Raw genomic sequence first — 25,856 nt, 5'->3', positions numbered from 1 at the left:
CAGAGATTTATATACAGATTCATATAAGGAAAGCTTGTGAAACCATCTATAGGAGGAAGTAAAATGAAATTTTTAGCGAAAAAACAGTATCAACGCAATATGTGGAAGGCATCACTCGTACTCGTACTTGCATTTGCATTGCTTTTGACGGGATGCGCTGGCGGTCAGGGCGGGAATGGAAAAACGGTTGACAACGCACCGAGCAATGCAACCAATGCGACAACGCCAGAAGGCGAGGCTAAAGGGCCGGTTAAGGACGGAACGCTCATCGTTGGTCTAACGACGGATGTAAGTGCGCTTGACCCTACTAGAGAAGCCGGCTGGGAGTCCTATCTGGTCAACCGGAACATTCACGAATCGCTTGTGAAGGAGGATTTGTCGAAGACTTCGGCGGAGTCTCCGCAGGTTGCCATTGTACCGAGTCTTGCCGAGTCATGGGATATTTCCGAGGACGGGCGAACGTATACATTCCACTTGCGCCAGGGAGTCAAGTTCCAGGACGGCTCAGATTTTAATGCGGAAGCAGTAGAATTCAACGTACGACGCGCATGGGATAAAGACTTCGAGTTTTTCGATGAATTAAGCGCGGCATTAATGAGCCGTACTTACCATGCGTTGAAAAATGTCACCTCACCGGACGAGCACACGGTAGTGTTTGAATTCAACACCCCTTATCCGGCGTTTCTGCGCCTGCTCGCACAGGGAAGCGGCGGTTCCGGGCTGTTAGCCAGCGCCGAAGCCATTAGAAAATATGGAAACGACGGCTACGCAGAGCATCCTGCGGGCACTGGCCCTTATCAGTTGGAGGAACGCGTCATGGGCGAAAAAATCGTTCTGAAGCGGTTTGACGGGTACTGGGGAGATAAGGCGTATAGCGAGAAAATTATTTTCCGTCCTATTGTAGACGAAAATGCTCGCATCGCTGCTCTGAAAACCGGGGAAGTAGATATTATTCAAGGACCTCCGATCGATAGCATCGACAAGCTCAAGGAAGAGGGCTATCAGGTTCCTGAAGCGGATTTGCCTATCGTTTATTACTTGACGCTTAATACGGGAAATGAGTTTTTCAAAGATGTGCGCGTTCGCCAAGCTGTGACGCTGGCGATTGACCGTGAGAGCATGTCGAAGGATCTGCTGAAAGGCTACGCCCTGCCGGCTTACAGCGCTGTAAACGCCGGAAGTGAGATTTTCGATCCTAATCATAAGCCGCTTCAATACAACTTGGAGAAAGCAAAGCAGCTTCTCGCGGAGGCTGGCTATCCGGACGGATTCGAGATCACACTGCAAACCTATAACGGCAATGACGCTTATGTGGAGTGGATTCAGCGGGATTTGGCCAAGATCGGCATTAAAGTGAAGATTGAATCCTATGATTATGCAACGTTCGGCTCGCTTCGTTTCATGAGCCCGAAAGTGGGCATCAACACGATGGACTGGGGCTTTGTGACGGCGTATTGGCTGTACATCGTCGGTTATTCGGAGAGCACCGGGCGTTATGGCAATTATGCAAATCCGGAATTTGACGCTGCCGTAGACAAAGCGTTGAATGAAGTAGATCAACAGAAATCATTCGAGTACTGGAAGCAAGCCCGAGACATTATCGACGAGGATGCGGCAATTGTACCGCTGTTCAGCGGCAAAACGCTTGTAGCTTTGGGCAAAAACGTTAAGGGCTTCGTATTGCCTTCGCAAAACTGGTACGACCTTGACAAAGTTTGGGTAGAGTAACGCGGCGGGCTCGCGGTGAGAGGGAGATAGGCTTTGGCGCTTTATATCGGAAAGAGAATGCTAGCTGTCGTTCCCGTGCTGCTTTTTGTAACCTTTACGGTCTTTCTGGCGGTTCATTATAGCCCGGGAAATCCCGTCGACATGATTCTCGGCAATGCTGCGACGCCAGAGGCGGTAGCCAATCTTAGTCGTGAAATGGGATTGGACAAGCCGCTTCTTGTACAATACGTCAATTGGCTGGCTGATCTTGGCCAAGGGAACTTTGGGAATTCATACATTCACAAAACTCCCGTTTACGATGTTCTAATGGACAAATTTAAAAATACGGTCATTCTGGCGGCCGGCGGGCTTGTGCTGACCTGTTTGTTCGGCATTCTGATCGGCGTAGCAGCCGGACTAAAGCCATCTTCTTGGCTGGATCGGATCATTATGTTTACGACGACGGTCGGCTCCAATCTGCCGACCTTCTGGCTAGGCATCGTCTTAGCAGCCCTGTTCTCCGTTAAGCTTGGCTGGCTGCCGTCATCTGGGATGTACGATTTACGAGGAGACAAAACATTTGCTAGTTTGCTAGAACATATGCTGCTTCCTTCTATCGCCATTGCCGTATCCTCGCTGGCTGTTGTAGCCCGGCTGATCCGAGCAAGCGTCATTGAAGTGATGAATGCGGACTTCATTCAGACGCTCAGATCGCATGGATTACCGTTTCGCAGAATTGTCGGCAAGCATTTGCTCCGCAACATTCTTGCACCGGTAGTTAATATTACGGGACTTGAAGTCGGGTATTTGCTTGGAGGCGTGTTATTCGTCGAAACGGTGTTTTCCTGGCCGGGCCTCGGCACGCTGCTGTACAACGGCATAATGGGTCATGACATTCCATTTATACAAGCGGGAGTCGTATTAATCGCCGTCATTTATGTGTTTGTCAATTTGCTGGCGGATATTATCGTTTCCCTATTAAATCCTCGGCTGAGGGGCTAATGGAATCACGTCAGAGAAAAAAGGAGGAGCGGCTTTTGGGCAAAAGAAATCATATAGCTCTCCAGCATGAGCGGACGGCAAGCTGGCCTGGAACAGGTTCTAACCGCTGGCGCAAATGGGTGCGGGTGTGGGTGAAAGATAAATTCTCACTTGCAGGTTTGCTTATTGTAGCGGGAGCTATCATCATATCGCTGTTCGCGCCATGGATTGCTCCGTACGATCCCGATGTCGGCAATAACTCCCTTCGTTTGGGCTCACCGGGAACAGAAGGACATATTCTGGGGCTGGACCAGCAAGGCAGAGATATTTTAAGCAGACTTATTTACGGAGGACGAATATCGCTGATTTCGGCTTTGCTGCCGATCGCTTTGGCCTTTGTGGTTAGCGCGGTGTTTGGCCTGGTTGCCGGCTTCATAAAGGGTAGAGCTGGAGAGCTCATCATGCGCGCTATGGATATTTTGTTCGCCTTTCCGACGATATTGATCGCGTTGACTGTAACTACTCTGTTGGAAGCGGGGCTTAAATCCGTCATGATTACGCTCACCATCGCTCTTATTCCGCACATGACCCGAATTATGTATGCCTCCGTTATATCGGAGACGGGAAAGGAATATATCGAAGCGGCTCGCGTGCTTGGCGCGTCGAGGTGGGAGATTCTGTACAGCGAGCTTCTGCCCAATGTGATTACTTCCTTAACGGTCTATGCGACTTCTCTGGTCGGGAAAATGATTATCTTTTCCGCAGGTCTTAGCTTCATGGGTTTAGGCATTCAAGCGCCTCAATCCGACTGGGGCAAAATGACGTCAGACGGTATGGCTGTCCTGCTGCAGGGCAGCTATCACGCGGCAACGATTCCCGGGCTCGTTATTTTAATCGTATCGATTGGATTTAGCTGGCTGGGAGACGGATTACGGAATGCCTTCGATCCACATTACAACTAAAGCGGCAGGGAGGTGCGGGCGGTGGCTTTGCTTGAAGTGAGTGAACTGCATACGGAGTTTAGAACGGGCCGAGGAACCGTCAAAGCGATTAATGGCATCGATTTTACAGTTGACGAGGGAGAAATTTTGGCGGTTGTTGGCGAATCTGGATCTGGCAAAAGCGTTACGGCATTAACCGTTATGGGGCTATTGAATGGCAAGCATGCTTCAATTACGAAAGGAAGCATCAAGTTCGGGAATAAAGAACTGACCCGCTTATCTCCTAAAGAATATAACCGTATTCGCGGTGAGGAAATGTCGATGGTATTTCAAAATCCGCTAACGGCGCTCGATCCATCCTTCCGGATTGGCAGTCAACTAACTGAGGTAATCCGACTCCGGCGAAAAGGAATAAGCGGCAAACAAGCGCTGGAGGAAGCCCGCCGGCTGCTCGAAAAGGTGGGGATTACCGACCCGGAAAGGGTGCTGCGCGCTTATCCCCATGCTCTAAGCGGCGGAATGCGGCAGCGTATCGTTATCGCTATGGCCATAAGCGGCAAACCGAAATTGATTATTGCGGACGAGCCGACGACGGCTCTCGACGCCACGATCCAAAAGCAGATACTTGAACTGCTCCGAACGATCAATCAAGAAGAGCAAACGTCGATTATGATGATTACGCATGATTTTGGAGTTGTGGCGAACATAAGCGATAAAGTGGCTGTCATGTACGCAGGTAAGCTGATTGAGTACGGCAGGACGCAGGATGTCATTGCCAATCCGCTCCATCCGTATACCAAAGGTCTGATCGGCTCTGTTCCCGAAGGAGGGAAACGGCAAGCATCGGAAAAAACCGCCGCTCGCCTGCAGCAAATCGAAGGAAGTCCGCCCGATCTGCTCAATCTGCCCGAGGGCTGTGTGTTTTATGAGCGCTGTCCGCAGGCGCTTCCCCGCTGTTCTGCAGAAATGCCGAAATCAAAAACGTATTCGGAAAATCGTCTGGCAGCTTGCTTCGCCGTAGAGGAAGGTGCAGCACTATGACGACGTATCTCGAAGCGGTCGGATTGAGCAAAAGCTATGGGACGGGCGGTTGGCTTGGGAGTAAGGAACATAAGGCAGTCGATTCCGTCGACCTCGTTATCAAACGCGGTGAAATTATGGGCTTGATCGGCGAGTCGGGATCAGGAAAGTCTACTCTTGGCCGGATGCTCTGCAAATTAACAAAGCCTACCGAAGGATCGATTATAGTCAACGGCGAGGATATAACCGGGTATACCCAAAAACAGATGAGGACGGTTTACCGTCGAATGCAAATGATTTTCCAGGATAATACCTCTTCGCTTAATCCTCGGAAACCGATAGGCGAGCAAATCATCGTTCCCATGCTGCGGTTAGGCACCGCTTCGTCGCGTAAAGAAGCGGTGTATGAGGCGCAAAGGCTCCTGGAGCGGGTGGGGCTGAAGTCGGAGCATTTCAGCCGTTATCCGCATGAGTTCTCCGGGGGGCAAAGGCAGCGTATCGGCATTGCGAGAGCATTGGCCGTTCAAGCTGAGTTTCTTATTTTGGATGAACCAACATCTGCGCTGGATGTGTCCATTCAAGCTCAAATCTTAAATTTGCTGCTAGATTTACGGGAAGAATTCGGGCTGACTTACTTGTTCATCGGTCATAATCTCGCTGTAATCGAATTTTTCTGTGACCGGGTTGCAGTCATGGACAAAGGCAGACTGGTCGAGATGCTTCCATCTGACCAACTGTTTCAATCAGCGGAGCATCCTGCGACGCAAAAGCTGATCAACGCAGTACTGCCTGTCCATGAAGGCGCTTATGATACAAAGCCGCTCGTCTATTCATAATGGGTAAAAAGGAAGTGTTACGTATGACCGTTGCCAAACGGCAGATGAGCATCGGCGTCTTTTTGTTAGGCGTCGGACATCATATTGCAGCATGGAGAGATCCCTCGGCAGAGCCGGAAAAATTACTTGATTTTGAATTTTATAAGCATATTGCACAAACGGCTGAACGGGGCAAGCTGGACATGGTGTTTATCGCAGACCGGCTGGCTGTCACCGATCGTTATGAAGCGGCGATCAAGCATTCCATTAACGCTTATCCCGAGCCGATAACGCTGCTGTCGGCATTAATTGGCGTAACTGAAAAAATCGGGCTTGCGGCGACCGTTTCGACCTCTTTTGCAGAGCCCTATAATCTGGCGCGCGATATCGCCACACTCGATCATTTAAGCGGAGGGCGTATTGCATGGAATGTCGTAACGACCGCCGAGAAGGAAGAGGCGCTTAATTTCCGCGATGCCCATTTAGAACATGCTCACCGTTATGAACGAGCTCAGGAATTTGTCGATGTCGTTACAGGTTTATGGGATAGTCGGCAATCGAACTTCAACCATCAAGGAAATGAATTTCAGGTTGAGGGTCCATTAAATCTGCCGCGCACGCCGCAGGGCAGACCGATTCTGATTCAGGCTGGCGCATCCGAAGCCGGTCAGCATCTCGCGGCGAGAAACGCCGATATCGTATTTACTGCCTGGTATACGATAGAGGAAGCCAGACGGTTCTATACAAGCGTTCATGAGAAGCTTGCGTTGTACAATCGCGATCCTAACAGCATAAAAATTCTTCCGGGCATTTACCCGGTAATCGGGGATTCGGAGAAGGAAGCGAAAGAAAAAGCCGAGCATATGCATAGTTTGCTAGTAGATTCTTTAGGATTGGCTTGGCTGTCGATTGTTCTAGCTACAGACCTGACAGGCTGTGATCCGGACGGACCTTTACCGGAATTGCCGGATATCGACAAGGTAAATGCAGGCAAAGGAAGATTTCAGCTTGTATCCGACATGGCGAAGCGGGAGGGGCTGAATATCCGAGGTCTGATCAAGCATATGATTGGCTCGCGCGGTCATAAGACGGTATACGGAACGGCTTCGCAAGTGGCCGATCATATGCAGGAATGGTTCGAAAATCGGGCATGCGACGGCTTTAACATTTTGCCTGCGCAATTCCCAAGCGGGCTGGAGCAATTTGTCGATTTAGTCGTACCCGAGCTTCAGGCGAGAGGCATTTATCGGCAAGATTATGCGGGGACAACGCTGCGTCAGCATATCGGTGTTTAAGGAAGGAGGGGAAACGAAATGAGTGACATTAAACCTAATAGAACGATGGTGCTGAGCTTGTCCGTCAATGGCGCCGGCTATGCTCCAGGGACGGGGCCTGCAGCGGCAGGAATCGATCCTCCAGCTTGGCTAGATAGGAACTTTTACAAAAAACTTGCTGCTTCCGTGGAGAAGGCAAAGTTTGATTTCATTTTGATCGACGATTTGCCCGGATTCAACGGCTATGCTGCGGAACAGTTGACGACCGCCGCTTCCATTCGACCGGAATCGGTCAGCGTAGCCGGCATGCTCGTCCCGTTTACAGAACACGTCGGCATAGCGGCGACCATTCCGATCACCTTTAACGAGCCGTACCATATATCCCGAAAACTCGCTTCCTTAGACCATTTAAGCAAGGGCAGAGCTGCATGGAATATTGCCTTTAACAGCGGTGACGCCGCGGAAAGGCATTTCGGGCGGGAGCGTTTGAAAGGGCTGGAGGAGCAACAAGAGCAAGCGGAGGAATTTCTCGGGTTAACGGATAAGCTGTGGGACAGTTGGGAAGATGATTCACTTATTATTGATAAGGAATCGGGTATATACGCAGACCCGGATAAGCATCATCCGCTGCAGTTCAAGGGGCGGTACTATTCAGTTAAAGGAGCATTAAATGTGCTCCGCCCGCCGCAAGGACACCCGATCAAATTGACAAGAGCCGACTCACCGTTTGGGCTCCGCTTCGCAGCGGAACATGCGGATATCGTCTTCGGAGGCGCTCAGTCAATAGATGAAGCTAAGCAGGCCAATGCAGTTGTAAAGCAGGTTGCTAAGGCTGTTAGCGTTACTGGCGATCAGAAATTGTTTCTGTTGAATGTGATGCTTATCCAAGGCGATACGGAGCAAGAGGCCAATCGGCAAGCAAAGCTTCTAGAAGCTTTGTTTGCCGATTCTAGTGTGAACAGCCAGGGCCTTGGCATCGGCGGATGGCTGACAGTCGCAGGAACGCCAGCCCAGATTGCCGACGAGCTTGAACGTTGGTACCTCTCCGGCAGCTGTGACGGTTTTAATTTCATCCCTCCGCTGCTTCCAGAAAGTGTAGACGCTTGGGCGGATGGCATTATTCGGGAGCTTCAAATACGAGGCTTGCATCGAACAGAGTACGAGGATGCAACCTTAAGAGAACGGCTAGGCTTAACGAGGCCGGGAAACCAATTCGGGAGAGAGGCCGGGCAATGACGAACTTTTCCATCAGCATAGGAAATGAGGAAGAAGGGGAATGGATTCGCTCCCAATTGCTCGCCTACAATGCCAAGCATGCCCCCACGGTTTACGTACCAATCGTACTTAAGGCGATCGATGATGAAGGCCGGATAGTCGGAGGACTGAATGCTGTTCATCTATGGAATTGGATCGAGGTCAACATTTTATGGATTGACGAGCAGTTTCGCGGGCAAGGGATTGGCGCACAGCTTCTCGCACAGATAGAGGAGAAAGCAAAGGAATGGAATTGTGATTATATAAAGCTTAATACATTCACCTTCCAAGCTCCAAACTACTATCCGAAGCTTGGATATAAGGAGTATGCGGTCATTCCTAACCTGCCGCCTGGATTCAGCCATCATTTTTTCATCAAAGAGCTGACAGAGCAGCTGAAACCGATTATTACGGACCGATATAACAAGTAAGAGATCACTGCAATTGTGTACGAAGATGCAATAGTACCTGAAAGACCGACACCTCCTGAAAGGGAAGTGCTCGGTCTTATTTTATTACAAGGCAAAAATCATAATTTTATTTACAGCTGTTGACAGTGTGCGGCACTGTGATTATACTGTGTATAAAGATATATACAGTATGATGACCGGTGAAAGGGGATAGCGTTTTGACCCTATGGCAAGGAGCCTGGCATATAGCCAAGCATGAGATGGTTAGAGATCGTTACGGACTTCTATTTACTTTAGGCTTCAGCATTTACATGGCGCTTATCACATTCGTGTTAATAGGGCCGAGCAAGGAAGTGCCGTTCGCTGCGACCTGGTTGCTGGACAGCGCTTTTATCATTACGTTTCCGACATTAGCGTACGTCATGAATCGCACGATGTTTCGAGTATGGCGGGAGGATACGTATACGGATAAACTTGCCGAATGGCGGTCGATGCCGATTCCGATCCATGCACTTACGTTAGGGCGAATGATTCAGCTAGTGCTAACGTTGGCTCCGGCGACTCTTATTTTCTTCATCTTACAGTATGTCTTCAGCGGATATATCGCTGCGAACGTGAGCATCGCGGCTTTTGCACTAAATGGTCTGTTTTGGTTCTTTTACGGATTAGCTTTCGCTGTTACTTACGTCTACTACGAATTGGGCCACTCAGGAATGGCATTCACCATTTACAGTTACCTGGTCCTTCCGATTTTGGCTGTAGCAGTTGTAATCGTAAAATTGGTAACAAAACAAAGCATTGTGCTTGAAGTGTTAAACGGGACGAACGAGGGACGATGGTGGTATACAGCTGCGGCGCTGCTCATCTGCTGCGCGTCGCTCATTGCAGGCTACTATGCGATCAACAGAAGACTAACGAGAAGAAGCTATATCAATAAGAGCAAATTGAAAGGCGCTTAAGCGTCAGGAATAAAAGCGAAGCAAAGAAGGTGAAGCCGTGTGGCTGCCCATTCAAATTAACGAACAAAGCGCAGAACCCCTTTACTACCAAATCGAGGTCCAACTCAGAGCGCTGATCGTAAGCGGGCAATTGGCGGAAGGCACGCTGCTGCCGTCGATTCGGGAATTGGCCCAGCTTCTCAAATGCAGCGTCATAACGGTGCGCAGAGTTTATCAGGACTTGGAAGGCGAAGGCTTGCTGCGCACTAGGCAAGGCACCGGCACGTACGTTGCCAGAGTGGAACAGAAGGAGATGGATCGTCACCGTCTCGAGGCGGTCGTCGAAGCGATGGAAACCGCCGTGGCCGCAGGCAAGCTGGTGCAGTGTTCGAAGGAAGAGCTGACGGAGATATTCCGAGAAGTGCTGGATAAGGCATACGATGAGCCATAATGGACGAGAACGAGGGAGGCTTCCACAGTGAATGAACAATCCGCAATCCGATTAGAAGGGGTGGAGCAGCAACGGTCGCATTTTCGGCTTGGGCCAATAACGCTGGATATTCCGTTAGGATATGTAACGGCGATCGTTGGTCCGAACGGTTCGGGCAAAAGCTCGACATTTCGCATGTTGCTCGATCTGGCTAAGGCGGATAAAGGAACGATAACGGTATTGGGTCATCGTATCGGCGACGGCAGCGATACAGCTCTAAAGCGTCGAATCGGTTATTTGCCGGAGCAGTTTGGCAGTCATGACGGGGGCATGAAAGCATCGGCGAAAACCAATTTCACGAAAGTATGGTACGACCAATGGGACGTTAATCTATACCGCGAACTGCTTCGGCTGTTTGAGGTCGACGACAGCATGAAGCTGAACAGGATGTCCAAAGGGACACGGCGGAAATACGAGCTTGCTTTGATGCTTGCCCATCATCCGGAGCTTCTGCTCCTCGACGAGCCGTCTTCCGGTCTTGATCCGCTCGTATGGCGGACGATGATTGATATTTTGCATCGTTATATGGAGCATGGAGATCGGACCATTCTAATGGCGTCTCATATCATCGAAGAAGTGAAGCGACTGGCCGATTACATCGTTTTTATGGGATATGGCCAAGTGCTTGGCGTGTATGAGAAAGACGAACTCTTCAGCAGTTGGCATGCGTTCTATATCAACAGCGAGGGCTTTACGAAGAAAACGGCGCAATCCGTTCCCGGGCAATGCAGCATTGAAGAGACCGGAGGCGGTTCCTATCGCATCGTGACGAGAAAAGCCCTGGAGGCTGAGCAGTGGCTTGAACGTGAACAAATCCGTATTATCGGCCGTCAAGCGCTCAACTTGGATGATATTTTAGCCGTACTCATTGAACAGGAACGAATTCGGGTCAGATCCTAGACATTTAGCAAGACGATAACGATGAAATCGACGAAAGTGGGGAAAAATCGATGAATCCTTTGAAAGTGAATCAAATTTATAAGCAGTACGGAGAGAAGACAGCCGTAAACGGCATCAGCTTCGAGGTAGAGGAAGGCGAAATTTATGGTCTCCTAGGAGCGAACGGCGCTGGCAAAACGACGACGATGCGCATGGTGCTGGGGTTGATTTTCCCGGACGAAGGACAGATTCTGTACGATGGAAAACCATATACGAAAGAACAACTTCACATGCTCGGCTATTTGCCAGAGGAGCGCGGACTGTATCCGAAAATTAAAGTGAGCGACCAGTTGATTTACCTTGCAGAGTTAAGAGGCGTGTCGAGACGAGACGCGGACGTCAACCTGAAGAAATGGCTTGAGCGGTTCGAAGTGCCGGAATATTACAACAAGCGGGTTGAGGAGCTGTCGAAAGGCAATCAGCAAAAAATCCAGTTTATCGCCTCCGTCATTCATAATCCGAAACTCGTCATTTTGGACGAAGCGTTCAGCGGCTTGGACCCGGTTAACGTAGAGCTGTTGAAATCAACCGTTAAGGAGCTGCGGGATAATGGCACAACGATGCTGTTCTCAACGCACCGAATGGAGCATGTCGAGGAGCTGTGCCGCAATATTACGATTCTGCATCGCTCGAACGCTGTCCTGCAAGGCAGCGTGAAGGAGATTAAAAATCGTTACCCGCGTGAAAAAGTTATTTTACGGACGACGGGCGATGTCGACGGCTTAGATAAGATCACTGGCGTAACCCGGGTTAGCCGGAACGAGCAGGGCTATGAGATCGGAATTGCGAACGAGAAAGCGGCAGGCGACATTTTGCGGCATGCCATTGAGCAAACGGACATTTATCGCTTCGACGTATTGGAGCCTACTTTAAATGAAATCTTTATTAGAACGGTTGGTGATAAGCATGAATAAATTATGGACGGTAATCAGCTTTACGGTACGGAACAAAATGAGGGCGAAGTCGTTTTTGATTACAACGCTTATTATGGCGATTATTATGACGATCGGTGTCAATCTGCCGGCGGTTATCGGACTGTTCACAAAGGAAGAGAAAGAGACAACGGCTCAAATCGTCGGTTATGCCGTACAGGCAGACGATCCCGCGGGCACTAAGCTTGCCGAGCAGCTTGCCGAATACTTCGGCAAACATCCGGAGCAGGGCATTTCTTTGCTGGAAGCAGCCAAAGTCGCTAATTCAGCTGAAGCTGAGACGGCTTTGAAGGCGGCGGTAGCCGATAAGCAGGCAAAAGGCTACTTGACCTTCGGCGACCCGAACGAAAGCGGGCTTCCGAGCGTGACGTACAAATCGGAGAAAATGATCGTTTCCTCCGTTATGAACAAGCTTCAGACGGCTCTGCAAAATGTGCAGAAGGAAAATCTGCTGAAGGACGCCGGGCTGACCGAGGAGCAGAAGGCGATGCTGTTTGCTCCGGTAGCGCTCGATTCGGTGCAAATTTCCGCCACAGAAGGGGCGGGAAGCAGTGCTGGGAAGAACGGGAACGAGCAAGGGGTAGCCATTGGGGTCATTACCATTATCATTTTCATCCTGTTCTTCGCCATTATGGTGACGGGGCAAATGATCGCATCCGAAGTAACGTCGGAAAAAAGCTCGCGCGTCATGGAGGTACTCATTACGAGCGTTGCGCCGCTCACGCAAATGTTCGGTAAAATATTCGGTATTTTCATCGTAGGCTTGTCTCAAATCTTGATCTATGTACTTGTTATTATCGGCAACGCGAGCTTACCGCACAATAAGGAAGCTTTCATGGCATACAACATCGATCTGACGAAGGTTGATCCGATGCTGCTCGTTTACGCGTTGATCTACTATTTGGCAGGCTACTTCCTGTACGCTACATTGTATGCGGCGATCGGCTCGATTGTAAGCCGGACCGAGGATCTTGGCCAAGCGGTAATGCCGATTACGCTGCTGTCGCTGGCAGGCTTTTATATCGCTTCCTTCAGCTTATCCAGCCCGGAAACGATGCTCGTACAAGTCGCCTCCTACGTACCGTTCTTCTCGCCTTTCGTCATGATGATTCGTATCGGACTCAGCAATCCGCCGGTCTGGCAGGTGCTGCTCTCGCTCGGCATTCTGTTCGTATCGATCTACGTATCGGGCTGGATTTCGGCGAAAATCTATCGCACTGGCGTCCTGATGTACGGTAAACGTCCTTCGTGGAAAGAGATTCGCAAAGCGATGAAGGCTTATAAGATTTAATATGAAAAACTAAAAGGTGTTGTGAGTAATACTTAAGATTGAGACCGTTTATACTACCCATTGAGACATTAATATAAACGAATGAGACTATATATCTATAGCCCAGTTGGATCAGTTCTTGATCCTGCTGGGTTTTTATTTTTCTTACTCATGCCCCCCAAGGAATGAATTCAAAAATAATGTGAAATTTGGTTCCAATCTAAACAAAAAGATAATGATCGTATCGTACTGTGATCATTATCTTTTTGTAATGTATAATTCATAATCCCAATATAAACAATAGCATTAATTATGAATATAGGGGGAAGAAGATGGAATTAACACAGCTGGAATATTTCTTACAGTAGCACGTTATCAACATATAACCAGAGCGGCCAAGGTATTATCTATTTCGCAACCGGCCCTTAGTCAGGCCATATCCAAACTGGAAACGGAGCTGGATGTTCCATTATTCGAACGAAGTGGCAGGAATGTTCAATTAAGTCGATATGGCACTTTATTTTCCGAAAATGTGGAGCGAGCCGTGCGGGAGTTGAAGCACGGCAAAAAAAATGTTAGACGAATGGTCGAATTCGGATACAGGCCTAGTAAGTATCGCTTATCTCAATATTCTCGGAGCAGACTTTATACCTAAACTTGTGAGGGATTATACGGAACTATATCCCAAAATCAAATTCGAATTAGTGCAGGGTAATCATGACCCTATTAATGATGTTTTAAGTGAAGGAAACTGTGATTTGGCTATCACTTCATTAAAAGAAGTATCCCCGGAATTTAATTGGATCACCTTAGAAAAGGCCCCGCTTTACATTATTGTTTCGGAAAATCATAGATTGGCTAATGCATCATCACTTAGCGTTCATGAATTGATAAATGAGAATTATATTGGTCTGAAGAACAGTTGTGGTCTAAAGCATTAGTGGATGCATGCATCATCCAATCTGAGACAGAACTGAATCTAGTTTATGAAGCAGAGGATTTGACTACTGTTGCAGGTTTTGTGGCTGTTGGACTTGGCATTTCATTTGTACCTAGAAAGGCAGGATTGCTCTTAGAATCATTAGTTTGGATCCCTATTGAAGAGAATTATTGGTATTGGGAGGTAGGGATGCAGTGGCCAACTTCTCAATTTCAATCACCTGCAGTTAAACAGTTTATTAATTATGTAAAATATTCTTATGGTTATCCGGTGACGAATGAATAAATATTAATGAATATTTAAGAGATGATGAGAATCAAGCCTAGAGCCGTACCAGGGATTCGCCTTAGAATAGAGGAATTGATTAAGAAGGGGAACTTGTTGTCATCTAAAACCTAAGAAAATTCGTATGGATGATGATGAAATTTCACATGTACGTACTGCCCATACTGTGGTGCCGAGATAGTTTACTTGTCGAAGATAATATCGATGTCTCAACAAACAAGGACTTCTCTTACAATATAGCCATTCGGCTCACATTGAATATTGGATATGCTGTTGCTCACTGATGAGAAAAGTCAAGATATTACCGAATCTCGGATCAGGCAGCGATTACCCTAACCCTCTAAATTATATATTGCTAAGAAGGATGAGTTAGGACAGTTCAGGGCCACACACGGAAATTAAGGCAATATTTCGATCAACTGAATGAAATGTTGCCTTAATTTCCGTGTGTGGTTTTCTTCATGAAGGGAACGAAGTAGCTGCAAGTAATAATAAGTGGAGTAAGGAATTATTTCTTAATACTTAATTTCAATCAAAATAATTATTATTAGTTATGAATAGAAGGCGCTTAATATAGTAAAAAATTAGTTATGTCATCTCTTGGGATTTGTCTTTGGTTTTAAACCAGAGTGAGGCGGGAACGACATCAAATCAATATACCTTTATAATCTGGACTATACACGTGCTCTAATAGCTGATACAACGAGCTGCAAATCAGTCTCATAGGATTGGGGCAAGCAAGCAGGAGGTCAACGTTTCATTCTTTGCTGAGTATTAAAAGATGCTAGCTAGATATATAAAGATATTTAGCGGTTTAGTGGTTGCTAGAGATTGAAACGATTTGCAAATTATAGAATTGTGAAGACGAACGATTAAGCATAGATAAGGTAAGTTGGAAATTGTATCTAAAACGGGTCTGAATAGGCAGAACAAGTATAAGTCGTTGCCAGAAAGCGTGTGATTCTACCTCTGTTCAGATGGGATTGGAAGAATTAAAAAGCCTAAGCAATAGGGCGTTTTTTGAGTTATAGAAACAATATTATGAACGGGGAAGGGGGGATGAGTAATTTAAGTTTCTTCACTGTAAATCCATTTATGTCCTAATAAGAGTGATTATTGCTTAGGTTATTTATCTGAGAATGTGGTGGTTATTAACTATGAGTTCAATATCAACGCTATTTCGATTTTTATTACAAATCATTCCACGAAGTATTGATAAGTTATTTACTTTATGGTACTTTTTTTAGAGCATGTGGGAAAGAATCCCTGGCTCTTTTTATATTCAACAAGACTACATAAAGTACGCGATGAGAGAATAGCTGTAAATCAAAATATTTATTATCGGGGGGCCAATATGGAACTTACGATTAAAAATAAATTAGATAGAAAAGCAATAAATGATCTAATTGATTTAGTGACAATGAAGAATATCAAGACTATAAGTTACTTGGATATTTCATCAGTGAAGTTTGTTGATCCATATGGAATGGTGCTTTTACTTCAATTGTTAAGAAGTATGAATTCTATTGATCGAATTGATTACCCATTAGATAATGTAGCATCCTATATGGTTCGAGCAAGTTTCTTCTCTCATTTAGAAAATTTCAAATCGCTTGATAAGAAAGCAAAAACATTGAGATTTTTGTATAAGAAGAAAGAAGATAACTCAACAATGCTAGAAATAACGAAAATAGAAAGTTCGGAAGATATACTGTCTGTAATCCGGATTGTTACAGAACAAACAAGATCAATTCTTGAGATAGCCCTAAAATATAGTGATAATGAGATATTGGGATTTATCACTATGTTAAGTGAACTACTAGATAATATCATACGTCACAGCAAGGCAACAGGATACATTTGTGCACAAGTATATCGATATCCAAATTCGGATCGTTCTTATGTGTCAGTATGTATCTCTGATACCGGAATTGGAGTAAAGCGTTCGTTAGTGGAAAGCCCCTTTTTGTCTTTTTCTAATATCAATGATATGAGAGCATTAAGGCTCGCGGTCATCGATTCGGTTACGAGTAAGGAGAAGGGGGGAATAGGTTTTTATGGTATAAAAGAAATGGTTAAGAAGTACAGCGGATCGTTATATATAAGATCTGGTTCAGCAGAGTTAACTATTGATAGTAAAGGAAAGTACTTAATCAATAGTAGAATAGCCCAGTTCACGGGAACACAGATTGAATTACGACTACCTCAACGCTAGTTGACATAGTATAGGGTATATATGTTACACTGGGTTTAAATAGTTTTTATTTAAGGTGAGTATATGATACATAAATTTACGATGATCAACGTAGGAAGCTTAACTAAGGAAATCTTGAATACTCAATTACTAATCTTAAGACTTCAAGGGGCACGAGTACGTAAAGAACTTTCATCAGTTATAGCGAACGCAGCAGACGCAGTTGTAGCTCTAGACTTTAAAGATGTTACAGGAATTGATTTCTCATGTTCCGATGAAATTGTTGTACATTTTCAAGAATATCCATCAGAGCGAAATGGAAAGGGAATTGTACTGTTAAACCTTTCAGAAAATCATTTTGAAAACATATCGATTGCTCTTGATCGGAAAAAGCAGGCAATTTGGTGTTTCAATGGTTCTCACTGGACTATTCTCGGTAGTAAATTACCAAGATATCTAATGGAACTCGCTTTAGTAATGAAAGATAGAAGGGAAATTACAGCAAGGCAACTCGCAGACGATCTTAAAGAGGATATAAATAGTCAAAGTACAAAATTAAAAAAATTGTACGATCATGGATTAGTATTAAGAACTGAGGATAGGAATTCAGAAGGCTCGCAATTTATTTATAAATCGTTATTTTGATCTTGTTTTAACAAGATCAAAATTTTTCAAAGGGTTTAAATAAAATTGGTTTAAAGGAGTTGGGATAAGGTGATAAAAAAAGAATGCTGCCAACCCGTCAGAGGGCCGACAGCAATATAAAATGGTTTGTCGCACAATTAATAAATCACATCTGGAAAATGTATTATTAATTGTACCATTTCTCATCGGACTCTGACAACATCAACTTAGGTGAGGTGAGAATGATGCTTGTATGTACTCCTTATATTACTCTTAAAAATGGTCAAAGATTATATGCGTCACAAAAGGGTAAGGAAGCATTTTGCTTCGAAGTATCTGAAGAACAACAAAAAAAATACCAAGAAAAAAAAGCAAATAGAGATAATAACAAAAGCAAAGTAAAAGACAATTAAAAATGAGTAAGAGGCTAGCGACTAGCCTCTTAAAAAAGCATTAATATCTAAACAAGATAAGCAAAAGGAGAATGAACTAAATGAAAAAAAACCAACATGTTACCCCACATCCAGATGGTGGCTGGCAAGTGAAAGGCGGAGGGAACGAAAGAGCTACAGTGCGAACAAATACGCAAGCGCAAGCAATAGCGAGAGCGACAGAGATTGCTCGCAACCAACGATCCGAAGTTGTAATTCATCGTCAGAAAGGACAGTTCAGGGATAAGAACAGTTACGGTAACGATCCTTTCCCACCTAAAGGTTAATTAGTACTATCGGCTTCTACCATAATGGTATGCCTGACAAAAATCATAATGTTCTATGACCCTTATGTGAGAATTAATGATGAAATGCTGGATTAAGTATTGCGGAACAAGATAGCACAATCGAACATGGCGGCAGCCGAAAAGCTAATCGGCTGCCTTTGTCATTGTTTAAGGCATTTTTCGAGAACACCGGCCATGAACAAAATCTAATAATTACAGTATTTGAAGTATTGGACTTCACAGTATAAGTGAATATCTTGACTATTACTATTAAAGAGGGGATTTATATTTCACAAAGAAAAAGGAAATCAAATAACAAAGTCAGAGGATTTAGAGGATTCTTCCGTTTAATACTTACATCAGTTGGACTTTCAATATATTTTATTTTGTTTTCTATAGCAGCTTGGTTAATTAGTAGGATAATAGCTATTCCTTTTTGGCATTTGTATCTATGGGTTATAGGTACATATTGTTTAATTGGAACATTAAGCGTACTGGGTTTAAAACGTTATTTTCTTCGACCTATCACTGAAGAAGAATACAATAGCTTTCTAAAGAGGAATTTGATTCATTATACGGACTATCTTTCTGAACAGGGGGTTTCACTTCAACGCAATACGGGGTTTGTTCACTTGGTGGGGAATGGCAGTCGAAGAGCGAACTATTCTATGAAGTGGAAGGATGCAGGGAAAAAGTTTACTTGGTTCCACTTATCCGAAGTGGATCAAGGTGAGGAACCAACTTTCACTGCTTTTTGGGAGAACCATTCATCCGAATCTTTGCCGAGGGCATACAAGGTCGTTATCCCATTTGCAGACCTACAAGTAAATCGTATGTATATTCGGCCAAGTGATAAAGCGATTGGTATTCTAGGAAACGTTTCAACAGCAGCTACTTTATATGAAAGTTTTAGATGGTATAACGAAAAGATTCATGTGTCACGTTGTTTACTAATTTCTCCAGAAGCAATTTCACTTATACCATTCATAGCATTCAGGCAGCTATGCGGTACCATTATTGACTTTATCACAAATCCTAAACGGTATTATCGAACCATAACGCTTACAATATTGATAATTGGATTGGTTATATTGTTTAGTTTCTTGATTAAAAACTAGGGATATTAATCAACGATGCATTCAACATTTGTAGTTGTGTAAGAGTGCTGTGATTTTCCTTGGATGTCTCAAACAATATCTGTGAGTTCTAGATAAGAAAACTTTTTCACTGTGTTTTGGATAATTATAAGTTTTGTAATAAACCTTGACTGGGAAACGATCGTAAATTAGCTTCATGTAAATAGATAGGAGGATTTGGTTTAAGAATGATATTCGAATTATCCGAAGAGATGGAGAAGCGGATTCATGATTGGGACTCGTGCAAAGCAGAAAAAACTTAAGTTTTTCATTGAAGAAAATGAAATTGATGAAATCAATTTGAAAGTTAAAGATGAAGAGAACAAACTTGAATACAAGGTATATTGGAAAGTATTGAACCGCGGTGATGAAGCCATTAGAAGTAACTGCATTAGAGGACAAATTGTAAAAGATAGTGGAAGGCAAATTAAAAATGAATCATCTGATATTCGGGGAGAGCACTATGTCGAATGCTATCTTATTCTAATGGAGTCTGCGTAGCTAGAGATAGGATTATAGTCCCGATAAGTACCTCATGATTAGAACAAGGCGAGGTAAGACTAGTATTTCGTCACTAATTACAGCGCTTAGAATAAACCACAACAAAAAATGGTCTGATACCTTCAGTATAGTGAAGGTATCAGACCATTTTTTGTATGACAGATGTCTTACCCGCTTTAGGTAAATAGTTTTCAAAAACAACAATCGAACTGAGGAATTAACATATCTTGTCGATTGCGAAGTAACTCTATTTAATGCCATGAAAGCCTGTTAAGTAAGGCCTTACGGGAAGCAAGAGCCAACGAGATAAGAAAGAAGTTGGTGTTGATGTTTGTTCAATAAGTTGGCAAATAAACCAAAGAAAGAAGTGCTGGATGTTAGGTCTGACACGGATCTAATCTCCAGATTTAATGAGATTAGATCCAGCATAATAACTGCTGGTTTCAAGGGGGATGCTTTAAATAGACAGGAAATTGAATCAGCTCTAAAAAATAAATTAAGGAGTTGTTTAAAGTAGCAGCTCCTTTCTATTTGTAAAGTTAATATGCTGAGCATGGGATAGTTAGTAAATCGGTAGCTTTTGATTATGATATAATATGGAAAACAGATGAAAAGAATGGAGAAGTTTACTTTATGCAGCGGATCCTAACCATAACTTATTCCAAAGATGCAACAGTAGATTATATGATTAAAAAATACTCAAGTGAATGTATGTGGTATCGCTTGGACGTTGATAGAATTCAGGACTATCGTATAAATATAAGTTCAACGGGAGTAAGAATTGCAAATAACGAGTTTGATATACATGGCAATGATATTAATGCTGTCTATTATCGAAAGGTGGCATATCCAGATTTGTCATTATATGAACCTGCTCTGCATTCGCTGATGCAACGAGAAATCATGGCAGTAGTGGAAGGACTAGCTGAGTCATTAGGGAGTATAGCACTGACCAGACCGTCAATATTACGTAGATCTGAAAATAAGCTTGTTCAATTAAATCTCGCTCACAGAATTGGTTTTAGAATCCCTGAGTCGCTTATTACAAATGATAATAAATCGGCTTTACATTTCATTAAACAGGATCCGGCCATTGTTAAGCCCTTAGCAACTGGGCGTGTAAAAAGAGGTGATACAGAGTGGATATTGCAGACAAATCAGGTAGATCAAACGATTCCAATTGAAGGACTAGAAATCAGTCCATCATATTTTCAAAAATATATTCCGAAAGTAAACGGTGAATATCGAGTCACCTTTGTTGGTGATGATGTATATACAGTCCGGATTAATTCTAATAACCCAGTAGATTGGCGTAAAAAAGGATCGCTCAATGTCTACAGTGTAACTGATATTCCTAAACAGTTGCTTTTTCAGTGTCAGGCACTCATGAAAGAATTATCTCTTGAATTTGCAGCATTTGATTTCATCCATAACGGAGAAGAATTTGTTTTTCTAGAGGCCAATCCGAATGGTCAATGGTTATGGCTAGAGCAAATTTTAAAAATACCTATTTCTCAATCGATACTAAAAGTTCTACAGAAAGGGACAACTGCTCATGTATAATCGATTTTATGTTTTCTTTAAATTTCTATCATTAATACCATTTCTGCGTATCACAGACGATGAAAATTGGGGAACTTTAACACGTTCATCCACCAAATTACGTGTTTCATTGCTTAGCTTTAATTTCGGTCCTTATTATATTAGTTTTATTAGCAGGTCATTTAATCGTGGTCAACCAAGCGTAGGAATATTGAAAAACTGGAAGTGGTACTATAGAATTCGACTGCCAATTCATAAATTAAGTGATGAGAAGAAACAAAGACTTTGGAGTGATCATTTAAGTTTTTTAGAGGAGCGTACGGTTGAAGGTTCTAGTAAGATATCAGCATATAAAGATGCGCTACAATACCGGTTAGATCAGTTAAAAGAAAAAACAAATCGAACGTTCAATAAATTTCTTGCATATCTAGCCGTATTTGCCTTTCTTATTCCTCTCTACATTCCCTATATTCTTAAGATTAACTTGCTTGCCAAATTTCCTATATATTTAGCTATGTTATATGTAATTCCATTAGGCTTCATAGGTTATAATTTATTTCAAATTATGTTTTTTTTTCATAGATTTATTAAGGTTAAGTCTTCAATACGATCTAAGTATAAGGAAATCAAAATTGCGGTTGATCCCGAAATTGCGCATGTTAATCAATTGTATATAGATTATCAGCAGCTCGACTTAGATACGACAAATGAAGTCACAGTAATCGCTAACATAGAAAGATATATTACTGGTATTACTATGCTTAGCATAATAATATTAGGTTTATATCTGGGCATTCCATCCAACTTACAGAAACCTAGTGCTGTTACTGTACCCGATACCCAGACCACTACATCTTTACTACATATAGATCTCAAACAATCACCTCGAATCTTTCTGGATAAACATGCAACCACTATCCAGAAACTCGAACGAGATGCATTAAATGGAGAAATAAGTCAATTTATTTTGATTGGGAACTGGATAAATAACAATGAGGAATATGAAGCGATTTTACAGTTGATAAAGTTTTGGAATGTAGAAAATGTGCCGATTATAGAAGTATATGATGATCGTGAATCTGAAGAGGGGTGGGTTAATCTCATTTGGGAGAGGAGGTGAGATATATGAAAAAACCTTATATTGCTGCATATTTAACTTCAGTAGTTTCCGATGATAGGATTATTACAGAACAGACGGAACAGACAGACCCTGATGAAATGTGGTGCGACGCTAAGGATAGTAGAGAAACTCGTAGTCTTGAAGGGCATGAACCAGATGAGTGGTTCTTTGTAAATCAAGATCGTAAAGATACCTTTACTGTCGAACAAACAGAGCCAGATGAAACATTATTCTTTTCTTTAAAAAGTAGGGTTGAAACTTCAGAAATTGAGGTGACAGAACCCGATGAAATTCTATTTACTTAATTAAACATCAAATAGCTCTCAGCTTATTGCTAAAGTGAGGGCTATTTGACTCATGCATTTTTGTTTTCGTTCATAATTGCCAACAACAAGTGATCAATTGTCTGACATGCTGCTTTAACATTTACGGTTGAGGCGTGTAAGGAGTAGCAATACTATGAATAAACGATACATGGCATACGGTATGTAATTTTTAAATGTGCTTCTTAATTGGCGGTTAATCCGGTATGGCATTTTCCTCGTATTTGGTTTATACATAAAAACAACACCTATCAATTTATTAATAGTGGGGATCCATCATATTTGTTCACGATGATTACAATGATTAATACGGCAACAGTAGCTACAAGGATACTTTGCTTACCTGAAAAAAGGAGCACAATAGATTATTGATTTTAAAAAAAGTCTTTACAATATGGTACACGTAGTAAAAACTAAATTCTCAAAAGCTGACGATTTTCAAACTAAAAAACCGCGTCAAATCAACAACTCCAGTCTATTACTTTATTTTCATCGAACACTAGGATGTGATAGCATGTCTAATCTTCATCAATTAGTTGATTCCTTTTACAATGCAATAATCAAAGCTAAGCCTCTTCCATTCCCATATGAATCGTTTCCTCATGGATGCTGTCAAGATACTGCATGGATTTTAAAACGTTTCTTAGACGAATATGGACATGGACAATCTTATATTCATGTAGTTGGCGGTCAACGTCATGCATGGTTGGAGCAGAATGGCTTAATTATCGACTTAACATATAAACAGTTTGAAGCTGCAAACCAGCAATACGACAACTACTATATAACTCTTGACAGAACATTGCATGAAGGCTTTGAGATTGAATATAGTTACCCTTTACCATACTGGAAAACATACACTGATCAACCTACTATAACATCGCTGAATCTATACTATAATCATGTAGTCAAACACCTGGAGGGATAATTATGGAACATATTCAAATGGATGAATTAAGAAAAAATCAGTAAAGAGTGGGGAGAGACCATGCGACCATAACTATCCTGAATAATTGGACTATCTCACATGTAAAGGCGGAGTATGTGTTCTTCATACATCATCAATCTATCTGTTTTCGTGTCAGTTTTTTATTGTCGATTACACTATTGTATAACGTTGCAAGCTCCTCCATGTCTCCAGTAACTGGTTTCCCTATCTTCCTACTCTTTTCACGAATAATTTGCGCGTTTTCGAATACGTAATCTAAATCATAAAGAATCATTTGTTTTTGTTCTTTAGTTAAAATGCCATCTGTAGGAAAATGCTTCTCAATTATTTGCTTTCTAAACTTTGTGATTTTAATTAGATACAATCTATTTATTATTTTCAATAAAAAATACGTCAATATTAGAACAACTGGAATTGAGTACAAAAGCTTCAGAGTAAACGGAAACCACGTAAATATGAAAGCAAAAGAAAGAACTGCGATAAATAACCAATTAGAAATGAACGACTATAAAAATTAAATTTCTTTTCATGAATAGGTTGGTTCTTATAATAGATAGGGGATAGTATCTCGATCAGGAGTGATCTACATGAATGTAGTTAAATTGATTACAGTAGAAAACTACTATAAGCCTTGTGAAGCAGCATCATTATTCGCCAAGTATGAAGATGGCCAGATGAAATCTCTTACGGAATCTGATTACATTAATGCTGTAGAGCTTCTTAATGTCAATCAATCCGCACCAAATGAAGTGAAAGAATTATTTGAGACATCAAGAGCTTTATATGTTTATGGTTATCTTTATTGGACATTTTTTACTGTAGCTCTAGAGCAAGCAATGAAATCCTGGGAGTTAGCCATAACTATTAAGCTTAGTGAACTTCAGGAAATAAATAAGAGGATTCAACTAGCTAAAAAAATTGATTTGCTAAAGCATCATGGAATTATTCTTGAGGAAGATGCTAAGCACTTTCATATGACACGTCTCGTGCGAAATCATATGGTTCATCCTTCAAGTCAAAGCCAATTAGGACATAATATTGGTTTTCTTCAAGTACTAGCAGAACAAATTAATATACTCTATAAGTGAATCGGTACTTCTTTTTATATCGCGATAAACGAGTAAGAGTAAACGCATAAAGTAAGGAGGGGCTGGGCTAGGATGATATTTGAAATATCCGAAGAAATGGAGAAAAGAATTCATGAGTGGGACTCGTGCAAAGCAGTGGATGTGTCCGGGGCTAAGCTTAAATATAAATTCATTCCAACAGGAATCGGGTTATTCATCGAAGTTCAGTGTGATGTTTGTAAAAGAATATTGAATTTTACTCCCATCAATTAAGTGATAGAAAGAAGTGAAATTTATACGGCGATCGCAATTCGGTACTCAACCAAAGAGCGGAAAGATTCTTCCTACCTCTTGCTTTATTTCTTCACTGTGAAACAGTTTTTAAGGGCATTTGTCGATATCTATAAGGTGATCGTACATTAGTATCAACGGTAAATATATTTTAAGGTAAAAGTCTCAATTGTAAATATTTAAAGTATCGGTGGTAAATATAATATCGATTGGTTTTGGCATGTATTAATCTCAATCATAGATATTACTCACAGGTGTAAACTGTAAACTTTATTTAATAATGACACTTACCTGATGTTATCCTGTCGTTGATTTTAAGTAGTATTGTCGGCTGTATAATTGGATAAATAATCATAAACCGGTCATCCTAAAGTAACTGGTTTTCTATTTTCCGTTATGGCCTACTAAGTGCAGGAATCGCAGTTATCTTCATCTCATTATTGGGTTGTTCATTTTCGCTCCGCTAGCTGCATCTTGATTTAATGAACGATCTTTCGGCGCTGCGGCTTCAGGATGTCCAACTCTTCACACAGGCGATACACCTTCTTGTCGTTGATGATCACATGGTGCTGACGGCGCAAACATGCAGCAAGTTTGCGATAACCATAGCTGTGCTCTTCACCGCTAATCAGCTCTATCAGCCACTTTTGCACTTGCTCATTACTCACTTTTTCGCCATCTTGAAGTAGGGTATGCATGGATACAGGACGTCTACAAGTATGCGCCGTAGGAGGGAGAGTAGGATGCTGCTTTTTCCGAGCATAGTAGGTGGACGAGGACACGCCCGTCATATTTAGCACGGTTACTGCCGCGTATCCTCGCTCGATGAAGGTTTGAGCAACCTGGAATTTGTCATCGAGAGAGGGGACTTCTTTTTTAGAAGCTCACGCAGGATCTCTAGTTCGAGTTCTTTTTCACCAAACGCTTTCAGGACACGGGCGTGCTTCTCTTCTAGCTCCTGATAACGTTTTTCTTCTGCTGCTCGTTCGCTCAGTGTAGGCAGTGTATCCTCACCAAGGGTGTCTTGAAACTCTCTGACCCAGGCATGAATCGTTTGGGGTGTCACATCGTACTTACGCGCAACAACTGCGGGTTTCAGACTGGATCGGCTACACTTAGTTGGACAATAAAAATAAGGGCTTGTAGAATAGACCTATTATGCCAAGGAGCGGATCTCTACAATGCCAAAACAACA

The 25,856-nt window shown here is 42.9% G+C and carries 29 protein-coding genes; 27 read left to right on the top strand and 2 right to left on the bottom strand.

Annotated features, from left to right (window positions below; all coding sequences use genetic code 11):
* Positions 1-63: 63 nt before the first annotated feature.
* The 27 genes from ACFVTB_RS18310 to ACFVTB_RS18180 all read left to right on the top strand — a co-directional run bounded on the left by ACFVTB_RS18310 (position 64) and on the right by ACFVTB_RS18180 (position 24,391).
* Positions 64-1,728: an ABC transporter substrate-binding protein gene (locus tag ACFVTB_RS18310; RefSeq protein ID WP_387752149.1), complete on the top strand. Its 1,665-nt coding sequence runs from the start codon at positions 64-66 to the stop codon at positions 1,726-1,728.
* Positions 1,729-1,761: 33 nt separating this feature from the next.
* Entirely contained in the window at positions 1,762-2,709 is a 948-nt protein-coding gene (locus ACFVTB_RS18305) for an ABC transporter permease (RefSeq protein WP_387752147.1), read from the top strand.
* 35 nt (positions 2,710-2,744) lie between these two features.
* The gene (locus ACFVTB_RS18300; protein WP_387752144.1) at positions 2,745-3,650 is read left to right on the top strand and encodes an ABC transporter permease; all 906 of its coding nucleotides are present in this window, start codon (positions 2,745-2,747) and stop codon (positions 3,648-3,650) included.
* Between the two features lie 21 nt (positions 3,651-3,671).
* Complete coding sequence (locus ACFVTB_RS18295; RefSeq protein WP_387752142.1) at positions 3,672-4,670, top strand: ABC transporter ATP-binding protein; 999 nt, start codon at positions 3,672-3,674, stop codon at positions 4,668-4,670.
* A complete protein-coding gene (locus ACFVTB_RS18290) occupies positions 4,667-5,485 on the top strand; it encodes an ATP-binding cassette domain-containing protein (protein WP_387752140.1) in 819 nt (272 codons plus the stop codon). The genes ACFVTB_RS18295 and ACFVTB_RS18290 overlap by 4 nt, the downstream gene beginning before the upstream one ends.
* A gap of 23 nt (positions 5,486-5,508) precedes the next feature.
* Positions 5,509-6,759: an LLM class flavin-dependent oxidoreductase gene (locus ACFVTB_RS18285; RefSeq protein WP_387752137.1), complete on the top strand. Its 1,251-nt coding sequence runs from the start codon at positions 5,509-5,511 to the stop codon at positions 6,757-6,759.
* Between the two features lie 18 nt (positions 6,760-6,777).
* A complete protein-coding gene (locus ACFVTB_RS18280) occupies positions 6,778-7,974 on the top strand; it encodes an LLM class flavin-dependent oxidoreductase (RefSeq protein WP_387752134.1) in 1,197 nt (398 codons plus the stop codon).
* The gene (locus tag ACFVTB_RS18275; RefSeq protein ID WP_387752131.1) at positions 7,971-8,423 is read left to right on the top strand and encodes a GNAT family N-acetyltransferase; all 453 of its coding nucleotides are present in this window, start codon (positions 7,971-7,973) and stop codon (positions 8,421-8,423) included. The genes ACFVTB_RS18280 and ACFVTB_RS18275 overlap by 4 nt, the downstream gene beginning before the upstream one ends.
* A gap of 197 nt (positions 8,424-8,620) precedes the next feature.
* Positions 8,621-9,361 (top strand): hypothetical protein, encoded by a 741-nt coding sequence (locus ACFVTB_RS18270; protein ID WP_387752129.1) that lies wholly within the window; start codon positions 8,621-8,623, stop codon positions 9,359-9,361.
* 37 nt (positions 9,362-9,398) lie between these two features.
* Complete coding sequence (locus tag ACFVTB_RS18265) at positions 9,399-9,791, top strand: GntR family transcriptional regulator (RefSeq protein WP_387752126.1); 393 nt, start codon at positions 9,399-9,401, stop codon at positions 9,789-9,791.
* 27 nt (positions 9,792-9,818) lie between these two features.
* Entirely contained in the window at positions 9,819-10,730 is a 912-nt protein-coding gene (locus tag ACFVTB_RS18260; RefSeq protein ID WP_387752123.1) for an ATP-binding cassette domain-containing protein, read from the top strand.
* 50 nt (positions 10,731-10,780) lie between these two features.
* Entirely contained in the window at positions 10,781-11,683 is a 903-nt protein-coding gene (locus ACFVTB_RS18255; RefSeq protein WP_387752121.1) for an ABC transporter ATP-binding protein, read from the top strand.
* Positions 11,676-12,992 carry an ABC transporter permease gene (locus tag ACFVTB_RS18250; protein ID WP_387752118.1) on the top strand — a complete coding sequence of 439 codons (1,317 nt, stop codon included), beginning with the start codon at positions 11,676-11,678 and terminating at the stop codon, positions 12,990-12,992. The genes ACFVTB_RS18255 and ACFVTB_RS18250 overlap by 8 nt, the downstream gene beginning before the upstream one ends.
* Before the next feature lie 316 nt (positions 12,993-13,308).
* Positions 13,309-13,626, top strand: a complete 318-nt coding sequence (locus ACFVTB_RS18245) for a LysR family transcriptional regulator (RefSeq protein WP_387752552.1) — start codon at positions 13,309-13,311, stop codon at positions 13,624-13,626.
* Positions 13,544-13,912, top strand: a complete 369-nt coding sequence (locus ACFVTB_RS18240; protein WP_387752115.1) for a LysR substrate-binding domain-containing protein — start codon at positions 13,544-13,546, stop codon at positions 13,910-13,912. Before ACFVTB_RS18245 ends, ACFVTB_RS18240 begins: the two co-directional genes overlap by 83 nt.
* Entirely contained in the window at positions 13,894-14,196 is a 303-nt protein-coding gene (locus ACFVTB_RS18235; RefSeq protein ID WP_387752111.1) for a LysR substrate-binding domain-containing protein, read from the top strand. The genes ACFVTB_RS18240 and ACFVTB_RS18235 overlap by 19 nt, the downstream gene beginning before the upstream one ends.
* Before the next feature lie 1,354 nt (positions 14,197-15,550).
* Positions 15,551-16,411, top strand: coding sequence for an ATP-binding protein (locus ACFVTB_RS18230; protein ID WP_387752108.1), 861 nt, complete (start codon positions 15,551-15,553; stop codon positions 16,409-16,411).
* A 63-nt stretch (positions 16,412-16,474) separates the two neighbouring features.
* Positions 16,475-17,035 carry a hypothetical protein gene (locus ACFVTB_RS18225; RefSeq protein WP_387752105.1) on the top strand — a complete coding sequence of 187 codons (561 nt, stop codon included), beginning with the start codon at positions 16,475-16,477 and terminating at the stop codon, positions 17,033-17,035.
* Between the two features lie 221 nt (positions 17,036-17,256).
* Entirely contained in the window at positions 17,257-17,427 is a 171-nt protein-coding gene (locus ACFVTB_RS18220; RefSeq protein ID WP_387752103.1) for a hypothetical protein, read from the top strand.
* An 80-nt stretch (positions 17,428-17,507) separates the two neighbouring features.
* Entirely contained in the window at positions 17,508-17,732 is a 225-nt protein-coding gene (locus ACFVTB_RS18215) for a DUF2188 domain-containing protein (protein WP_387752101.1), read from the top strand.
* A 257-nt stretch (positions 17,733-17,989) separates the two neighbouring features.
* On the top strand, positions 17,990-18,850 hold the full coding sequence (locus ACFVTB_RS18210; RefSeq protein ID WP_387752098.1) for a hypothetical protein: 861 nt from the start codon (positions 17,990-17,992) through the stop codon (positions 18,848-18,850).
* 246 nt (positions 18,851-19,096) lie between these two features.
* The gene (locus tag ACFVTB_RS18205; RefSeq protein WP_387752096.1) at positions 19,097-19,369 is read left to right on the top strand and encodes a nucleotide-binding domain-containing protein; all 273 of its coding nucleotides are present in this window, start codon (positions 19,097-19,099) and stop codon (positions 19,367-19,369) included.
* 633 nt (positions 19,370-20,002) lie between these two features.
* Complete coding sequence (locus ACFVTB_RS18200; protein WP_387752093.1) at positions 20,003-20,932, top strand: MvdC/MvdD family ATP grasp protein; 930 nt, start codon at positions 20,003-20,005, stop codon at positions 20,930-20,932.
* On the top strand, positions 20,925-22,031 hold the full coding sequence (locus ACFVTB_RS18195; protein ID WP_387752091.1) for a hypothetical protein: 1,107 nt from the start codon (positions 20,925-20,927) through the stop codon (positions 22,029-22,031). Before ACFVTB_RS18200 ends, ACFVTB_RS18195 begins: the two co-directional genes overlap by 8 nt.
* Before the next feature lie 5 nt (positions 22,032-22,036).
* On the top strand, positions 22,037-22,336 hold the full coding sequence (locus ACFVTB_RS18190) for a hypothetical protein (RefSeq protein WP_387752089.1): 300 nt from the start codon (positions 22,037-22,039) through the stop codon (positions 22,334-22,336).
* Between the two features lie 532 nt (positions 22,337-22,868).
* A complete protein-coding gene (locus ACFVTB_RS18185) occupies positions 22,869-23,282 on the top strand; it encodes a hypothetical protein (RefSeq protein ID WP_387752087.1) in 414 nt (137 codons plus the stop codon).
* A gap of 608 nt (positions 23,283-23,890) precedes the next feature.
* On the top strand, positions 23,891-24,391 hold the full coding sequence (locus ACFVTB_RS18180; protein ID WP_387752084.1) for a hypothetical protein: 501 nt from the start codon (positions 23,891-23,893) through the stop codon (positions 24,389-24,391).
* 749 nt (positions 24,392-25,140) lie between these two features.
* On the opposite strand, the gene ACFVTB_RS18175 is transcribed toward ACFVTB_RS18180, so the two are convergent.
* Together ACFVTB_RS18175 and ACFVTB_RS18170 are read right to left on the bottom strand one after the other, a co-directional pair.
* Entirely contained in the window at positions 25,141-25,329 is a 189-nt protein-coding gene (locus tag ACFVTB_RS18175) for a helix-turn-helix domain-containing protein (RefSeq protein ID WP_387752082.1), read from the bottom strand.
* A gap of 134 nt (positions 25,330-25,463) precedes the next feature.
* Positions 25,464-25,727, bottom strand: coding sequence for a hypothetical protein (locus ACFVTB_RS18170; RefSeq protein WP_387752079.1), 264 nt, complete (start codon positions 25,725-25,727; stop codon positions 25,464-25,466).
* Between the last annotated feature and the right edge of the window lie 129 nt (positions 25,728-25,856).

Source organism: Paenibacillus sp. NPDC058071, from assembly GCF_042885235.1.
Classification (GTDB): Bacteria; Bacillota; Bacilli; order Paenibacillales; family Paenibacillaceae; genus Pristimantibacillus.
The sequence above is the reverse complement of the archived record's forward strand: the minus strand, read 5'-3'. Positions and strand labels throughout refer to the sequence as shown.

What these genes read in the sequence shown, in the direction of transcription:
- ACFVTB_RS18310 (WP_387752149.1), top strand. Translation starts at nt 64, where the DNA reads ATGAAATTTTTAGCGAAAAAACAGTATCAACGCAATATGTGGAAGGCA.
- ACFVTB_RS18290 (WP_387752140.1), top strand. Translation starts at nt 4,667, where the DNA reads ATGACGACGTATCTCGAAGCGGTCGGATTGAGCAAAAGCTATGGGACG.
- ACFVTB_RS18285 (WP_387752137.1), top strand. Translation starts at nt 5,509, where the DNA reads ATGACCGTTGCCAAACGGCAGATGAGCATCGGCGTCTTTTTGTTAGGC.
- ACFVTB_RS18280 (WP_387752134.1), top strand. Translation starts at nt 6,778, where the DNA reads ATGAGTGACATTAAACCTAATAGAACGATGGTGCTGAGCTTGTCCGTC.
- ACFVTB_RS18275 (WP_387752131.1), top strand. Translation starts at nt 7,971, where the DNA reads ATGACGAACTTTTCCATCAGCATAGGAAATGAGGAAGAAGGGGAATGG.
- ACFVTB_RS18255 (WP_387752121.1), top strand. Translation starts at nt 10,781, where the DNA reads ATGAATCCTTTGAAAGTGAATCAAATTTATAAGCAGTACGGAGAGAAG.
- ACFVTB_RS18250 (WP_387752118.1), top strand. Translation starts at nt 11,676, where the DNA reads ATGAATAAATTATGGACGGTAATCAGCTTTACGGTACGGAACAAAATG.
- ACFVTB_RS18240 (WP_387752115.1), top strand. Translation starts at nt 13,544, where the DNA reads ATGTTAGACGAATGGTCGAATTCGGATACAGGCCTAGTAAGTATCGCT.
- ACFVTB_RS18230 (WP_387752108.1), top strand. Translation starts at nt 15,551, where the DNA reads ATGGAACTTACGATTAAAAATAAATTAGATAGAAAAGCAATAAATGAT.
- ACFVTB_RS18225 (WP_387752105.1), top strand. Translation starts at nt 16,475, where the DNA reads ATGATACATAAATTTACGATGATCAACGTAGGAAGCTTAACTAAGGAA.
- ACFVTB_RS18220 (WP_387752103.1), top strand. Translation starts at nt 17,257, where the DNA reads ATGATGCTTGTATGTACTCCTTATATTACTCTTAAAAATGGTCAAAGA.
- ACFVTB_RS18215 (WP_387752101.1), top strand. Translation starts at nt 17,508, where the DNA reads ATGAAAAAAAACCAACATGTTACCCCACATCCAGATGGTGGCTGGCAA.
- ACFVTB_RS18205 (WP_387752096.1), top strand. Translation starts at nt 19,097, where the DNA reads ATGATTGGGACTCGTGCAAAGCAGAAAAAACTTAAGTTTTTCATTGAA.
- ACFVTB_RS18200 (WP_387752093.1), top strand. Translation starts at nt 20,003, where the DNA reads ATGCAGCGGATCCTAACCATAACTTATTCCAAAGATGCAACAGTAGAT.
- ACFVTB_RS18195 (WP_387752091.1), top strand. Translation starts at nt 20,925, where the DNA reads ATGTATAATCGATTTTATGTTTTCTTTAAATTTCTATCATTAATACCA.
- ACFVTB_RS18190 (WP_387752089.1), top strand. Translation starts at nt 22,037, where the DNA reads ATGAAAAAACCTTATATTGCTGCATATTTAACTTCAGTAGTTTCCGAT.
- ACFVTB_RS18185 (WP_387752087.1), top strand. Translation starts at nt 22,869, where the DNA reads ATGTCTAATCTTCATCAATTAGTTGATTCCTTTTACAATGCAATAATC.
- ACFVTB_RS18180 (WP_387752084.1), top strand. Translation starts at nt 23,891, where the DNA reads ATGAATGTAGTTAAATTGATTACAGTAGAAAACTACTATAAGCCTTGT.